General features: G+C 67.9%; 13 protein-coding genes. 6 read left to right on the plus strand and 7 right to left on the minus strand.

Annotated features, from left to right (window positions below):
• Window positions 1-208: 208 nt before the first annotated feature.
• Window positions 209-1,138, minus strand: coding sequence for a LysR family transcriptional regulator (locus tag FFS49_RS14010; RefSeq protein ID WP_224755865.1), 930 nt, complete (start codon window positions 1,136-1,138; stop codon window positions 209-211).
• An 86-nt stretch (window positions 1,139-1,224) separates the two neighbouring features.
• Between FFS49_RS14010 and FFS49_RS14015 the strand changes: the two genes are divergently transcribed.
• Window positions 1,225-2,097, plus strand: coding sequence for an NmrA family NAD(P)-binding protein (locus FFS49_RS14015; RefSeq protein ID WP_105817977.1), 873 nt, complete (start codon window positions 1,225-1,227; stop codon window positions 2,095-2,097).
• 186 nt (window positions 2,098-2,283) lie between these two features.
• Here the strand turns inward: FFS49_RS14015 and FFS49_RS14020 are convergent, their stop codons facing one another.
• Complete coding sequence (locus FFS49_RS14020) at window positions 2,284-2,904, minus strand: TetR/AcrR family transcriptional regulator (protein WP_224755866.1); 621 nt, start codon at window positions 2,902-2,904, stop codon at window positions 2,284-2,286.
• Between the two features lie 328 nt (window positions 2,905-3,232).
• Between FFS49_RS14020 and FFS49_RS14025 the strand changes: the two genes are divergently transcribed.
• Complete coding sequence (locus tag FFS49_RS14025) at window positions 3,233-3,577, plus strand: H-NS histone family protein (RefSeq protein ID WP_039352965.1); 345 nt, start codon at window positions 3,233-3,235, stop codon at window positions 3,575-3,577.
• Window positions 3,578-3,855: 278 nt separating this feature from the next.
• On the opposite strand, the gene FFS49_RS14030 is transcribed toward FFS49_RS14025, so the two are convergent.
• The gene (locus FFS49_RS14030; protein ID WP_105817975.1) at window positions 3,856-4,614 is read right to left on the minus strand and encodes an SDR family oxidoreductase; all 759 of its coding nucleotides are present in this window, start codon (window positions 4,612-4,614) and stop codon (window positions 3,856-3,858) included.
• 124 nt (window positions 4,615-4,738) lie between these two features.
• On the minus strand, window positions 4,739-5,692 hold the full coding sequence (locus FFS49_RS14035) for a LysR family transcriptional regulator (RefSeq protein ID WP_039352865.1): 954 nt from the start codon (window positions 5,690-5,692) through the stop codon (window positions 4,739-4,741).
• A 165-nt stretch (window positions 5,693-5,857) separates the two neighbouring features.
• Here FFS49_RS14035 and FFS49_RS14040 point away from each other — a divergent pair, with 165 nt between their 5' ends.
• Window positions 5,858-7,072 (plus strand): FAD-dependent monooxygenase, encoded by a 1,215-nt coding sequence (locus tag FFS49_RS14040; RefSeq protein ID WP_105817974.1) that lies wholly within the window; start codon window positions 5,858-5,860, stop codon window positions 7,070-7,072.
• Window positions 7,073-7,239: 167 nt separating this feature from the next.
• Here the strand turns inward: FFS49_RS14040 and FFS49_RS14045 are convergent, their stop codons facing one another.
• Both FFS49_RS14045 and FFS49_RS14050 read right to left on the minus strand, forming a co-directional pair.
• Window positions 7,240-8,172 (minus strand): alpha/beta hydrolase-fold protein, encoded by a 933-nt coding sequence (locus tag FFS49_RS14045; RefSeq protein WP_089458456.1) that lies wholly within the window; start codon window positions 8,170-8,172, stop codon window positions 7,240-7,242.
• Window positions 8,173-8,233: 61 nt separating this feature from the next.
• The gene (locus FFS49_RS14050) at window positions 8,234-9,331 is read right to left on the minus strand and encodes an OpgC domain-containing protein (protein ID WP_046548090.1); all 1,098 of its coding nucleotides are present in this window, start codon (window positions 9,329-9,331) and stop codon (window positions 8,234-8,236) included.
• 383 nt (window positions 9,332-9,714) lie between these two features.
• Between FFS49_RS14050 and FFS49_RS14055 the strand changes: the two genes are divergently transcribed.
• Window positions 9,715-10,869, plus strand: coding sequence for a porin (locus FFS49_RS14055; protein ID WP_105817973.1), 1,155 nt, complete (start codon window positions 9,715-9,717; stop codon window positions 10,867-10,869).
• A gap of 45 nt (window positions 10,870-10,914) precedes the next feature.
• Here the strand turns inward: FFS49_RS14055 and FFS49_RS14060 are convergent, their stop codons facing one another.
• The gene (locus FFS49_RS14060) at window positions 10,915-11,826 is read right to left on the minus strand and encodes a LysR family transcriptional regulator (protein WP_039352877.1); all 912 of its coding nucleotides are present in this window, start codon (window positions 11,824-11,826) and stop codon (window positions 10,915-10,917) included.
• Window positions 11,827-11,966: 140 nt separating this feature from the next.
• Between FFS49_RS14060 and FFS49_RS14065 the strand changes: the two genes are divergently transcribed.
• Together FFS49_RS14065 and FFS49_RS14070 are read left to right on the plus strand one after the other, a co-directional pair.
• Entirely contained in the window at window positions 11,967-12,983 is a 1,017-nt protein-coding gene (locus FFS49_RS14065) for an aldo/keto reductase (protein ID WP_105817972.1), read from the plus strand.
• Between the two features lie 277 nt (window positions 12,984-13,260).
• Entirely contained in the window at window positions 13,261-14,001 is a 741-nt protein-coding gene (locus FFS49_RS14070; RefSeq protein ID WP_171026762.1) for a sulfite exporter TauE/SafE family protein, read from the plus strand.
• Window positions 14,002-14,071 lie beyond the last annotated feature (70 nt).

Below are 14,071 nucleotides of genomic sequence, written 5' to 3' on the forward strand. Positions count from 1 at the left end.
GTTTCCAGACGCTTGACGATGTCTCGTCGCGCGCGTGTCGACGTGATCCTTGTCGTGCAGGCGCGATGCGGGCGATTAGCGTCCACCGAACGTGATGGCCACAGGCACGCGATCGCGCAGCAGGACGGTGCACGGAAATCGCCGCGTGTTCGCGCACGCGCGGCGGGCATCGGATGGGAGATTGCCCTACGCCAGGAGCGGTCGAGCGCTACGGCGCCATCTCCTGCGCAATCTCCGCGATCTGCCCGCGCAACCACCCGTACGCCGGATCGTCGTGCGTGCGCTCGTGCCAGATCATCGTCAACGCAAACGGCGGCACGTCGACCGGCAGTTCGGCGAGCGTGACCGGCATCGACTGCGCGACGTGCTGCGCAAGGCGGCGCGGCAGCACCACGGTCATGTCGCTTTTCGCGACGACCATCGGCGCCACCAGAAAATGCGGCAACCGCATCGCGATGCGCCGGTGCAGCCCTTGCCGCGCGAGCGCCGCGTCGACCAGTTCGCCACCGCGGCCGCCGATCGTCACCAGCACGTGCGACAGCGCCGCGAAACACTTCGGCGTCAGCCGCGACGACAACACCGGATGCCCGTTGCGCACGATGCAGACCAGGCTGTCGTCGTAGAGCTTGCGACGATAGATGCCGGCGGGCAGCGTATCGTCGTCGAACGCGCCGAGCGCGACGCCCGCCGTGCCGTCCGCCACGCGTTCGACGTTGTTGCCGCGTGACGGCGGCACGACGAGATCCATGCCGGGCGCGCGCTGTTCCAGCCGCGCATTCACGTCAGGTATCAGCGTCAGCGCCATGTGATCGAGGCTCGCGATCGAGAACTCTCCGCGCGCGGTGGCCGGATCGAATTCGGCAGGCGCGACGATGCTGGCCGCTTCCGCCAGCACGCGCGACACGCGCAGCGCGAGCGACGCCGCGCGCGGCGTGAACTCCAGCCCCTTCGGCGTGCGCACGACGACACGATCGTCGAGCAGCGTGCGCAGCCGGCCCAGCGCGCGGCTTGCCGCCGGTTGCGTCAGGCCGAGCCGCACGCCGGCGCGCGTGACGCTGCGTTCCTTGAGCAATGCGTCGAGCAGCTTGAGCAGGTTGAGATCGACGGTGCGCAAATCCACTTCGTGCATGCTTGACATGATTGGTATGCATTTGAGTTATGTGAAGCCAGCGTACATCATCGAAGCCATCGCTCCAACGGGTGGGGCGGCTGTCGGAGGAAAATATGTTTGTTGTCACGGGTGTCACCGGCCGCACGGGCGCCGTCGCGGCCCAGGCCCTGATCAATGCGGGCGTCGCGGTGCGCGTGGTCGTGCGCGATCGCGCGAAGGCGGCGCGCTGGGCCGAACAGGGCGCGGAAGTGGCCGTTGCCGATCTGGCCGATTCCGCTGCATTGACGCGTGCCTTTGCCGGTGCGCACGGTGCGTATCTGGTCAAGCCGCCCAACTATGCGCTGGAGAACCTGTTCGAACACGCGGACGTGACGGCGCGCGCCGTTGCCGAAGCGGTGCGCGCGGCGGGCTTGCCGAAACTCGTGCTGCTGTCGTCGGTCGGCGCGGACCGGCCGAGCGGCACCGGCGTGATCGCGACCAACCGCACGGCCGAGCAACGACTGGCCGAGCTGGGCATTCCGGTCGTGTTCCTGCGCGCGGCGTACTTCATGGAGAACTGGGCCCGCGTCGTCGAGCCGGTGCGCACGCAGGGCATCCTGCCGAGCCTGCTCGTGCCGATCGAGCGCGCCATTCCGATGGTCGCGACCGAGGACATCGGCCGCGTCGCGGCGGATTTGCTGCGTGAAGACTGGACAGGTATCCGCAAGATCGGCCTGGAAGGGCCGGCTGCCTATTCGCCTGCCGACATCGCGGCGATCTTTGCGTGCGCGCTCGATCGACCGGTGAGGCCGATGGCGCTCGCGCCTTCGGAGTGGGCTGGCGTACTCGCGATGAATCCGTTCTCCAGTGCGGCGATCAACGGATTCATCGGACTGAATCACGGGCTGAACAGCGGGCACATCGATTTCGGAAGCGACGATACCGTCGAGCGTCGACAAGGGCGGGTGACGTTCGAACAGGTCGCCGAGGAGATCCTGCGGGCCTGATGCTGTACATCCGCAGGCGGCGCATCACCGCGGCATCTCGGCGTTCGTGAGCGGCGGTGCCGCGGCGCTGCCCGGATACGGCGCCCTCGCGTGCGTCGAGCGGCCGCAATGGCCCGCACGGCATCACGCGCGATCCGGCTCCATCGTGGAGCCGGTCATTTCCCGGTCGCGAGTGACCTTCCCCGGTCAACGCACGGGCTCGGCCGTGGCCAGCAGGCTACGCAGGAACACCATGATCATGTGCCCGATCGGCACCTCGGACAGGATCGACTGCTGCAGCGCCAGGCCTTGCGAGAGCCCCATGAACGAAATGGCCAGGACGGCCGGCGGTTCGGGCGGCACTTTCTTCAGCCGCGCGAAAATCTGCTCGATGCAATAGGCGAGGCCATCGCGATGGGCGTCCAGCAATGCCTGCGACGCGATGGCGAAAGCGGGGTTGCGCCGCCCCTGAAGCTTGAATTCGACGCCCAGCACCGACCACTCGGGCTCGGCATCGACGGTCCGCGACCAGACATCCAGCGCATTCAGGATGTCCTCCCCGGACGCGGACGGGTCGCTCAGCGCCCGCGCGATGTCGGCCACCTGCGTCGTCGAACGCTCCCGCATCAGTTCGACGAACAATTCCTCCTTGCTCGCGAAATTCGAATAGAACGCGCCCTGCGTATAACCGGCCTCGGCCGCGATATCCCTGAGCGACGTGCCGCCGAACCCGCGATCGACGAACAGCCGTTTCGCCGCGGCGAGCAAATGGGCACGGGTCTGCTGCCGGCTTTCTTCGCGGCTCAGCCGCGGGGGAAGGGAGGACATGTTCATGGCACGCAGGATATCAGTTGATATTTGAGATAGATACCATTACGATCGCATTTCAAATATCACTTGATATTTGAAATGCAGGGCGCGATTGTGTCGCCGGACGTGTGCAGTGGGGACTCCCCGGGCGGACGTTCGCGGCGACGCGGGCGCGCGCACTGTGAACCGGTGCGCGGCGGTGTGTCGTTGCCCGCGTGTCGCGTGCTTCGATGCGCCGACGCGAGCCGCTAGCCGATCGAGTGGATCCCGTCGTCACGGGGCGTCGTGAAACAGTCAGTTAGTGATGCGAATCATGGCGGTTCGCATGCAGATGTGGATGCGGGGCATGAAGAAGATGAGCGCGAGCAAGACCTATGCACAGCTCGTAGTCGAGCTGGCCGAACTGGACGAGGAAATCGAGCGAGCACGCGCGCGCGAACGCGTCGATGCGATCGCGGCGGTTCACTCGTTGATGGACACCTATGCGATCAAGCATCGCGACCTGGTCGGCCGCAACGGCAGCCGGGGTTCATACGTCGTGAAAGTGCTGCCGGCGCGCTATCGCGACCCGGCGAGCGGAAAGGAGTGGAGCGGGCGCGGCAATGCGCCGCTCTGGATCAGGGGCAAGGATCGTCGTCAGTTCGTGATCGCCAGGCCGCCGTCCACCGGCAAGAAAACCCGGGCCGGCTGACGCACGGCACCAGGCTACGGCGACCGCAGCTTCGGCGGTGCCTGACCCGGCGGCGTGAGCACCACGAGCAGCGTCCCGCCTTCGGGTAACGGCGCCACGCACGCATGCGGCCGATGCGACGAGATCAGCGCGCGGTCACCGGCGCGCTGATCTCATCGGTTTGGCGTGCTCGAAGTGCAGCTCGAGTTCGCCCGACAGTAAGTGACGTCGTCAGCAATCATCGGCGGGTGATGCCTGCCGCTGCGGGCCGGCCTGGACGGGCGTCGCGAGCGCTTCGTTCAGCCTCGGCCGACGAACGGCATCGCGGTCGCCATGATCGTCATGTTCAGGATGTTCGTGTCGAGCGGCAGGTTCGCCATCTGGACGATCGCGTTCGCGACATGCGTGACGTCCATGCGCGCCTCGGGCGCGAGGCTGCCGTCGGCCTGCGGGACGCCTTGCGTCATCCGTTCCGTGAGCGACGTCGCCGCGTTGCCGATGTCGATCTGGCCGCACGCGATGTTGTACCGGCGGCCGTCGAGGGCCAGCGACCGGGTGATCCCGGTCACCGCATGCTTGGTGGCCGTGTACGCGATCGTATCGGGGCGCGGCGCATGGGCCGAGATCGAGCCGTTGTTGATGATCCTGCCGCCCTGCGGCGATTGCGCTTTCATCAGGCGCCACGCGGCTCGCGCACACAGGAAGACGCCGGTCAGGTTCGTCGCGACGACGCTGTTCCACACGTCGAATTCGTATTCGTCGAGGGAAACCGGCGGCGCGTTGCGGCCGGCGTTGTTGAACAGCACGTCGAGCCGGCCGAACTGCTGCGCGATCTGCGCGAACGCGTGGTCGACCGATGCTTCGTCGGTGACGTCCGCCGGAAACGCGTGTGCGTCGCCCCCGGCGGTGCGGATCGCATCCTGCGTTTCGCGCAACGATGCTTTGGTGCGTCCGAGCAGTGCGACGGTGAATCCCGCCTGGGCGAGCGCGATGGCCGCTGCGCGACCGATGCCGGAGCCGGCGCCCGTGACGGCTGCGAATTTCTTCGAGACAGACATGGCGTGATTTCCTGCGAGTTGAATGACGGGTGAGGCTGGGGGATGAACGATGACCTTGCTGCTTCGGCAATGTAGTCGAAATGCGCGGCACGCATGTTCGAGCAACATCGTAAGGCACGCTCGATCACGTCGACGACTTCTTCCGGCCAGGTACGGCTTTCCGCGCCCGCGTGCCTGACTCCGCAAACAGATCGACCACCACGTCGCGCAGCCATTTGTTCCCTTCGTCCTGATTGACCCGCGTATGCCAGAGCATGTGAATCGGCGCGCCCGGCAGCGTGACGGGCAACGCGCGCCAGCCCAGCGAAAACGGTGCGGCGAGCTGCTGCGCGAGATGCTCGGGCACCGTCGCGATCAGGTCGGTGCGCTGCAGGATGTAGCCGACGCTCATGAAGTGCGGCACCGTGAGCCGCACCTGGCGCGCCACGCGGCGGCGCTTCAGCCATTCGTCCACCTGCCCGTGACCGGTGCCGGCCGACACCACGACCAGGTGCTCCGCATTGCGCCACGTGTCGACCGTCAGCGGCGCGTCTTCGAGCGGGTGCCCGCGCCGGAACAGGCACACATAGCGCTGATCGAACAGCCGGCGCTGGTAGAAGCCGCCCTTGAGCTGCGGCAGCAGGCCGATCGCGAGGTCGACGCGGCCGTCGGCCATTGCGTCGCCGAGGTTGACGCTCGTGTCGCGCACCGTATTGAGTGCGATGCCCGGCGCTGCTTGCGACAGGTGTTCGAGCAGCGCCGGCAGGAACACGACTTCGCCGATATCGGTCATGCCGATCGTCAGCGTGCGCGTGGCGCGCAGCGGATCGAAACCGGTCTCGGGGTTGAGCGCGGCGTGCAGCGTCGCGAGCGCGTGCGACACGGGTTCCGCGAGGCGCAGTGCGAACGGTGTCGGCACCACGCCGCCCGGCCCGCGCACGAACAGCGGATCGCCGAGCCGGCGGCGCAGCTTCGCGAGCGCATTGCTCACGCCCGGCTGGCTCATGTTCATCTGCTCGGCGACGCTCGATACGCGCCGTTCCTGCATCAGCCGCTGGAAAAGCAGCAGCAGGTTGAGGTCGACATCGCTCAGTTCCATGGTTGGGCCTCGCCGGGTTCATTGCATTCAGTGATGAAGCAGATTCCGGTCATTTTATTGCGGGATGAAAGTCCGCTCCCGAGAATGCCGATACGGCTCATGCAATCGACATGACCGCTGCGCACGCCGCAGAGCCCACATCGGAACATCGGAGACACCTTCATCATGCAGACGAACCTGAAGATTGCGATCGTCGGCGCCGGGATCGGCGGCCTGACGCTCGCGCTCGCCCTGCGCGAGCACGGCATCGACGCGCAGCTCTACGAACAGACGGAGGTGTTGCGCGAAGTCGGCGCGGCCGTCGCGCTGTCGGCCAATGCGACGCGCTTCTACGAGCGGATGGGATTGCGGGCGGCCTTCGACGCGGTGTGCGCGGACATCCCGGGGCTCGTCTATCGCGACGGCCGCAGCGGCGCGGTGATCGGCCATCATCGCGGCGACCCCGACTATCGCCGGCAATTCGGCGGCGCGTACTGGGGCGTGCATCGCGCGGATCTGCAGGCCGTGCTGTCGAAGGCGGTCGGCCTCGACGCCATCCATCTCGGCCACCGGCTGATCGATCTCGCGCAGCATCCCGATCGCGTCACGCTGTCGTTCGACAACGGGGCGCGCGTCGACGCCGATCTCGTGATCGGCGCGGACGGCGCTCGCTCGCTCACGCGGCGCTGGATGCTCGGCTACGACGATGCGCTGTATTCGGGGTGTTCGGGGTTTCGCGGCGTGGTGCCGGCCGCGCGGCTGAGCCTTTTGCCCGATCCCGAAACGCTGCAGTACTGGATCGGGCCGCACGGGCACCTGCTGCACTATCCGATCGGCGACGACGGCGACCAGAATTTCCTGCTGGTCGAGCGTCATCCGTCACCGTGGCCGTCGCGCGACTGGGTGATGCCGTCGGAAGAGGGCGAGCAACTGCGCGTGTTCGGGGATTGGCATCCGGCGGTGGTGCAGATGATCACTGCCGTGCCGATCAGCCAGCGCTGGGGGCTATTCCACCGGCCGCCGCTGGGCCGCTGGAGCCGCGGGCGCGTGACGCTGATCGGCGACGCCGCGCATGCGCTGGTGCCGCATCACGGTCAGGGCGCGAACCAGTCGATCGAGGATGCGGTGGTGCTCGCCGCGCAACTGGCGCAGGCCGGGCCGGGCAACTGGCGCGAAGCGCAGGACGCGTATGAGCGACTGCGTCGCGGCCGCACGCGCAAGGTGCAGTACGCGTCGATTTCCGTGGCCGACGTGCTGCACCTGCCCGACGGGCCGGCCGCGCAGGCGCGCAATGCGCGTCTGGCCGAGCGCGACAGCGTGCTGCATCACCTGGACTGGATTCACGATTTCGATGCGCTGGCGCAGGAGCCGAGCGAGAGGCAGGGCGGCACCTGGCTTTGAGCCTGCCGTCGGGATCAGGGGCGCGGCGGCCAGCGCCACGCGTGCGCCCTCAGGCGCGACAGGCTCGCCGGGATTGCAGGCGCCGGGCATGACATGGGTCGACGGCCTGCGGCCCGCCGGTCACCGGCCAGCCTGACGAAAACGGGCGGGGTAACGCCCGTCCGCCGTCACTTCACGCATTCGAGCGCGTACTTCAACCCCTGCCCGAGCAGGCCGCGCCATACATCCCACGTATGCCCGCCGTCGACGATGCGCAACTCGGCCGGGTTCTGCGCACGGCGCAGCTGCGTGTACAGCACGCTCGATTCGGCCTGGATGGTCAGGTCGTCGTCGCCGGCCGCGATGAACATCGGGATCCGCCAGCTGCGCGCGAAGTAGCCGCGCATCAGCGCCGGGTAATTGAGCTCGTGCCACACGCGCGGGTCGAACTGGCGGTCGCCGAACACGCCGACGTAGCGCGCGGCGGAATTGAGCGGCGGCTCGTTCGCGTAGATCGCGGGGCTCAGCAGCATCGCGCCGCAGAACAGGCCGGGTTCGAGCAGCGAGAAGCGCAGCGCGCCGAAGCCGCCCATCGACACGCCGCCGATCGCGCGGCCCGCGCGCTGGTTCGACACCGCGAAGTGCGCTTCGACCTCGGGCAGCAGGTCGTTGAGGAACGCGCTCTGCATCTTCTCCTTGCGGTCGACGTACCAATCGGTGCCGCCCTGCGGCATCACGATCACGACCGGCGGGATCTCGCGGCGCTCGATCAGCGTGTCGGCGGTGGCCTGTAGCCGGCCCTGCGTGACCCAGTCGTTCGCGTTGCCGGCGTTGCCGTGCAGCAGGTACATCACGGGGTAGCGCGCGCCTTCCGGGTTGTAGCCGGGCGGCAGGTAGACCGTGTACGACCAGTCGCGCTTCAGCGACGCCGACCGGAACGTGCGCAGCACGACGCTGCTGCCCGGATTGAGCGCGCTCTCCTGGGCGGCCGACGGGGTCGTCGCGGTCTGGACGGCCGGCGGCGGCGCGGGCGCTGCCACCGGCGCGGGCGGCGTGGCGCGGGCGGTGGCGATGGAGCCGGCGATCAGGGCGGGGGCGAACGCAAGGGCGAGTCGGCGCATGTCGAATTGTTTCAGGAGAGGCGCCGGCTATCGTAGCAGCGGCGCATGACGGCGCGGCGCGTCATCGCCGCGAACGGAACGGCAGCCGCGCGACGAGCGGCCCGTAGAGCTTGGCGACGAGATACAGCAGGCCCATCGCGACGACGTCGGCAATCAGGCCGAGCTTCACATCGAGATAGCCTTCGGTCGCCTGGTAGAGCACCGAATCGACCGCGAGCGAGATGGCGGTGCCCGCGACGAAGCACAGCAGCCCCTGCCGGCCGATCGTGCCGATCCACGGCATCGCGTGCGCAACCTTCTTCATCCAGCCGAGGTGGACCAGCTTGGCCGCGAGCCACGCGATCGCGAGAAAGTTCGCGAGCCGCAGCGCGCCGAGGTTCTGCTTGATCGACGGATCGGTCGGGAACGGCTCGATGCGCAGCCGGTAGTACGCGCCGGCCGCGACGATCGCGAGCGCCGCGGCCGTCAGCAGCCAGCCCTGCGGCTTCGGCGCGAGTGTCTGGTAGACCGGCTGGCAGCGCGCGATCACGCCGAGCACGAACAGGAACTGCCATGCGAACGGATTGAAGTCCCACGGCGCGCCTTCGACGGTCGGCAAGAAGCGCGCGACGTGCGGCGCCGCGTACCACAGCGATCCGCTGAACGCGAGCAGCAGCCACGGCTGCGTGCGCGCGAGCGGCAGCGTGAGCGGGACGAGCAGCGCGAAGAACGCGTACATCGGCAGCACCGACGCGAGGTACGGCTGGCGGCGGAACAGCAGAATGTCGCGCAGCGCGGCGAGCGGCTTGTGGAGCAGGCCGTCGAGGTCGTTGGTCGGCATGTTCGGGCCGTCGATCGCGAACGCGTTCAGCGCGGCCGTGATCAGCAGCATCAGGCCGGCCGTCACCAGGAATGCACGATAGATCTCGAACGCGCGCCGGATGAAGCGCTGGCGAGCTGCGGCCTCGTCGTGCCGTTCGGCGAGCGAGTTGTAGGCGATCGCGGTGGCGAAGCCGCCGAGGAACACGAAGACCTCGGCCGCGTCGCACAGCGCGTACGCGTGCAGCGTCACGCGTGACAGGATGCTGCCGCCGATGTGGTCGACGACGATGACGAGCAGCACGAGGCCGCGGAAGAAATCGAGCTCGGCGTAGCGGCCGGCCCGGGCCGGTGCGGTCATCGGACCGCCTCCCGGCGCGGGCCGCGGGCGCGGCCGGCACGCGCCGCGCATGAATCGGGGTGAAGCATGACTTCGTGAAGAAATGACGAACGGATGCGCATTGTGCCACCGATGCGGTGCACATCGGGTTTACGCGAATGGCCGGCCGTCGTGCCGCTGCCGATAAGCCGGGTCAGGCAGTCCGTGCAACTGGGCAGTTGGACGAGCGCAACGGTTTGCGCGGGGTTCATCTACCCCGATGGACGGACGGTTTGCGACGTGACACCATTTTGACCTCACGCGGCCGCACACCGCGTCGTCCGCCCTGCGGGCCACACCTAAAACAGACCAAACATTCGCCGGGCGCTCGACCATGCCCGGCCACCCGGCTCCGGAGAACCGTCATGAAGAAGCACATCATTTTTACCGCCGCGCTGGCCGCTTTTGCCGCGCCGGTCTTCGCCCAGAACAGCGTGACGCTGTACGGTGTGATCGATGAAGGCTTCAATTACACGAACAACGTGAACGTCAATGGGGTCGGAAAAACGAATTACCAGCTCGCGAGCGGCTATGCGCAGGGCAGCCGCTGGGGCCTGAAGGGTAGCGAGGATCTCGGGGGCGGGCTGAAGGCGATCTTCACGCTGGAAAACGGTTTTGACGTGAACAACGGCCGGCTCGGCCAGGGCGGCCGCATGTTCGGCCGCCAGGCGTTCGTCGGGCTGAGCGCGCCGCGCTTCGGCACGCTGACCTTCGGCCGTCAGTACGATTCCGTCGTCGACTATCTCGCGCCGCTCACCGCCAACGGCAACTGGGGCGGCACGCTGTTCTCGCACCCGTTCGACAACGACAACACGGACAATTCGTTCCGCGTCAACAACACGGTCAAGTATGCGAGCGCCGACTGGAACGGCCTGACGTTCGGCGGCACGTACAGCTTCAGCAACAGCACCGGCTTCTCGAACAACCGTCAGTACAGCCTCGGCGCGCAGTACTCGCTGGCCGGGCTGCAGGTTGCGGCTGCGTACCTGCAGGCGAACAACCCGGGTATCGGCAGCGCGGGCGCGATCTCGGCGGATGACGCGAACTTCGTCGCCGACCGCCTGCGGATCTTCGGCGGCGGCGTCAACTACACGTTCGGTCCGGCCACGGTCGGCTTCGTCTACACGAAGACGGACGTGAAGAACCCGGTGTCGACCGTCTACCTGCCGGCATCGACGTTCGCCGGCCTCGGGCTGACCGCGACGAAGTTCCAGAACTTCGAGATCAACGGCAAGTACCAGCTCACGCCCGATTTCTATCTCGGCGCGCAGTACGTGTACACGGACGGCAAGTACGATGCCGCGGCCGGGACGTTCAAGCCGAAATACCACACGGTCGGCCTGATGGCCGATTACAGCCTGTCGAAGCGCACCGACGTCTACCTGCAGGGCGCATGGCAGAAGGTGGGCGGCGACAAGACCGGCACGGCGGCCGACGGCGGCTACGTGGTCGGCACGGACGGCCCGTCGGCGTCGTCGAACCAGTTCGCGGTGCGCGCCGCGATCCGTCACAAGTTCTGACGTTCCAAGCGGGCGGCGCCGGGGCGAGTGCCCCGGCGCCTGCCGTCAATCCGCCCGGGGTACGCCCCCGAGCGTTTCCGCAAGCCAGTCGACGAAGATCCGCACGCGCGGTGCGAGATGTCGGCCGGTCGGAAACACCACCGACACGGGCAGCGGCTCGGCATTCCATTCCGGCAGCACTTCGACCAGCGAGCCGTCGGCGAGCAGCGGCCCGAGCCCTTCGCGCGGCGCCTGGATCAGCCCGAGGCCCGCAAGACAGCACGCGAGATACGCCTGCGAGCTGTTGACCGACACGACGCTGCGCATCTTGACCGCGTGCAGCTCGCCCGTATCCATATCCGCATATTCCCAGTCCAGCTCGCGGCCCGTGCGGCTCGAGAAATAGCCGACCGCGACGTGGTCCGGCAGCTCGTCCGGCGAGCGCGGCGTGCCGTGCCGCTCGAGATACGCGGGCGCCGCGCAATTGATCTGCGCCAGCTCGCCGATGCGCCGCGCGACGAGCGACGTATCGGACATCGCGCCAACCCGCACCGCGCAGTCGATGCCGTCGGCGACGAGGTCGACGAAGCGGTCGGTCGTGCCGATCACGACGCGCAGGTCGGGGTAGCGCGCGTGGAAACCCGGTAGCGCCGGAATCACCTGGTTCAGCGCAAAGCGTTCGGGCAGGTCGACGCGGATCGCGCCGCGCGGCGTCGTGCCGGCGTCTTCGAACAGCGTTTCCGCGTCGTCCAGATCGGCCAGCAACCGCGTGCAGCGCTCGTAATAGGTCGCGCCTTCGGCCGTCAGCGCGACGCGCCGCGTCGTGCGCTGCAGCAGGCGGACCTTCAGGTGTTTTTCCAGATACTGGACGGCGTTGCTGACCGTCGGGCGCGGCAGTTGCAGCTGTTCGGCGGCTTTCGTGAAGCTGCCGAGATGGGCGACGCGCGCGAAGATGCGCATTGCTTGCAGGTGATCCATGCGGGGCGGGTGCGTGGGTAGAGGGGAGCAGGCTCCATTGTTAATCAGCGTCGAACGGTTTGGTTGAGTGTTTCGCGTTTATCGCGCGCCGCAATGCGCCCAGAATCCGGCCTGTTCATTCATCAATCGAGGAAACGGACATGGAAACGCGTGAACTGGGCCGTACCGGCCCGCGGGTGTCGGCACTCGCGCTCGGCTGCATGGGGATGTCGGACTTCTACGGCCCGGCCGACCGCGACGAAAGCATCGCGACGCTGCACGCGGCGCTCGACCACGGCATCACGATGCTCGACACCGGCGATTTCTACGGCATGGGCGACAACGAGATGCTGATCCGCGATGCGTTGCGCGGCCGGGCCCGCGACCAGGTGCTGATCAGCGTGAAATTCGGCGCGCTGCGCGATCCGTCCGGCGGGTTTGCCGGCTGCGACGCGCGGCCGGCGGCGATCCGCAACTTCGTCGCGTACTCGCTGAAACGGCTCGGCACCGACCACATCGACATCTACCGGCCGGCGCGCGTCGATCCGGCGGTGCCGATCGAGGAGACGATCGGCGCGATCGCCGATCTCGTGAAGGCCGGGTACGTGCGCCATATCGGCCTGTCGGAAGCCGGCGTCGACACGATCCGCCGCGCCGCGGCCGTCGCGCCGATCGCCGACCTGCAGATCGAATACTCGCTGCTGTCGCGCGGCATCGAGGCCGGAATCCTGCCTGCGTGCCGCGAACTCGGGATCGGCGTGACGGCCTACGGCGTGCTGTCGCGCGGGCTGCTTGGCGGGCGCTGGAGCACGGCGCGGGAAGGCGAACGAGATTTCCGTGCGGCGAGCCCGCGCTTCCAGGGCGAGAACCTCGCGCACAACCTTGCGCTCGTCGATGCGCTGCGCGTGATCGCCGACGAGAAGGGCAGCAATCCGGCGCAAGTCGCGATCGCGTGGGTGCTGTCGCGCGGCGGCGATATCGTGCCGCTGATCGGCGCGCGCAAGCGCCTTCAGCTTCAGGACGCGCTGCAAGCGACTGAAATGCAACTAACGGTCAATGACATCGCTCGCATCGAAGCGGCGGTTCCCGCCGGGGCGGCTGCCGGTGAGCGTTATCCGGCCGCACAGATGGCGCACCTCGACAGCGAGCAGGGCCGGGGGGCATCTCACGGGGGCTGATCGGGCCGGATTGGTGCTCGTTCAGGGGCCGGCCCGGTATTCAGCTCGGATTCGGGAGTCGAAGCGGGGTTCTGCAACCCGGATGCATGGTCCGGCCCCGCCTGCGTTGAGCGAGGCGGCTGGTTTTTCGTCGGCGCCGCGGCGCGCCAGCCCATCGGCGCGATCGCGCCGCCGCTCCATCCGGCAAACCCTAGCCAGCCTCAGGCAAAACCAGATGGCGAGCGGCGCGCTCGGGGTTCACCATCGGCGCCGTACTCGACCGGACGGAATGCCTTTCATGCAAGTTCATACGCTGACGATCATCGCGGTGGTTTTCCTGCTGGCCGGCGCGGTCAAGGGCATGATCGGGCTCGGGCTGCCGACGATCGCGATGGGGCTGCTGACGCTCGCGATGCCGCCGTCGGCTGCCGCGAGCCTGCTGCTCGTGCCGTCGTTCATCACCAATCTGTGGCAGTTGTGGCTCGGCCCGTCGTTCCGGCCGCTGCTGCGCCGGCTGTGGCCGCTGCTCGCCGGCCTGACGATCGGCACGCTGACGGGCGGGCTGCCCGCGCTCGCTGCCGGCAGCACCTGGACGCATGCGGCGCTGGGCGTGGTGCTGATTCTCTACGGGCTGTGGGGGCTGGCCGCCGCGCGGCTGCCGGCGCCGGGCCGCCATGAAAAGTGGCTGTCGGCCGTGGTCGGCTACCTGACGGGCGTCGTGACGGCCGCGACCGGTGTGTTCGTCGTGCCGGCCGTGCCGTATCTGCAGGCGCTGCGGCTGTCGAAGGACGACCTGATCCAGGCGCTCGGGCTGTCGTTCACCGCATCGACGATCGTGCTCGGCCTGCAACTGCGCGTGACGGGTGCGTTGCAAACGGTCGATCTCGGCGTGTCGGCGCTCGCACTCGTGCCGGCGCTGGCGGGCATGGCAGGCGGGCAATATGCGCGCCGCGTGATGAGCGAACAGGTGTTCAAGCGCTGCTTCTTCGTCGGGCTCATCGCGCTCGGCGCGTACATGGCGGCTTCGGGGTGGCTGTAAGCGGGCATCGCTGACGAGCGCGATGCCCGCTGTCCGTGACGCGCCCAAAGCCGGTTTCGACAACAGCGGG

Source organism: Burkholderia sp. 4NA327C6, assembly GCF_005502655.1.
In the GTDB taxonomy this organism is placed as follows: domain Bacteria; phylum Pseudomonadota; class Gammaproteobacteria; order Burkholderiales; family Burkholderiaceae; genus Burkholderia; species Burkholderia contaminans.

Coding starts and splice junctions, on each gene's coding strand:
- FFS49_RS14010 (WP_224755865.1), bottom strand. CDS start 1,138: ATGTCAAGCATGCACGAAGTGGATTTGCGCACCGTCGATCTCAACCTG.
- FFS49_RS14015 (WP_105817977.1), top strand. CDS start 1,225: ATGTTTGTTGTCACGGGTGTCACCGGCCGCACGGGCGCCGTCGCGGCC.
- FFS49_RS14020 (WP_224755866.1), bottom strand. CDS start 2,904: ATGTCCTCCCTTCCCCCGCGGCTGAGCCGCGAAGAAAGCCGGCAGCAG.
- FFS49_RS14025 (WP_039352965.1), top strand. CDS start 3,233: ATGAAGAAGATGAGCGCGAGCAAGACCTATGCACAGCTCGTAGTCGAG.
- FFS49_RS14030 (WP_105817975.1), bottom strand. CDS start 4,614: ATGTCTGTCTCGAAGAAATTCGCAGCCGTCACGGGCGCCGGCTCCGGC.
- FFS49_RS14035 (WP_039352865.1), bottom strand. CDS start 5,692: ATGGAACTGAGCGATGTCGACCTCAACCTGCTGCTGCTTTTCCAGCGG.
- FFS49_RS14040 (WP_105817974.1), top strand. CDS start 5,858: ATGCAGACGAACCTGAAGATTGCGATCGTCGGCGCCGGGATCGGCGGC.
- FFS49_RS14045 (WP_089458456.1), bottom strand. CDS start 8,172: ATGCGCCGACTCGCCCTTGCGTTCGCCCCCGCCCTGATCGCCGGCTCC.
- FFS49_RS14050 (WP_046548090.1), bottom strand. CDS start 9,331: ATGACCGCACCGGCCCGGGCCGGCCGCTACGCCGAGCTCGATTTCTTC.
- FFS49_RS14055 (WP_105817973.1), top strand. CDS start 9,715: ATGAAGAAGCACATCATTTTTACCGCCGCGCTGGCCGCTTTTGCCGCG.
- FFS49_RS14060 (WP_039352877.1), bottom strand. CDS start 11,826: ATGGATCACCTGCAAGCAATGCGCATCTTCGCGCGCGTCGCCCATCTC.
- FFS49_RS14065 (WP_105817972.1), top strand. CDS start 11,967: ATGGAAACGCGTGAACTGGGCCGTACCGGCCCGCGGGTGTCGGCACTC.
- FFS49_RS14070 (WP_171026762.1), top strand. CDS start 13,261: ATGCAAGTTCATACGCTGACGATCATCGCGGTGGTTTTCCTGCTGGCC.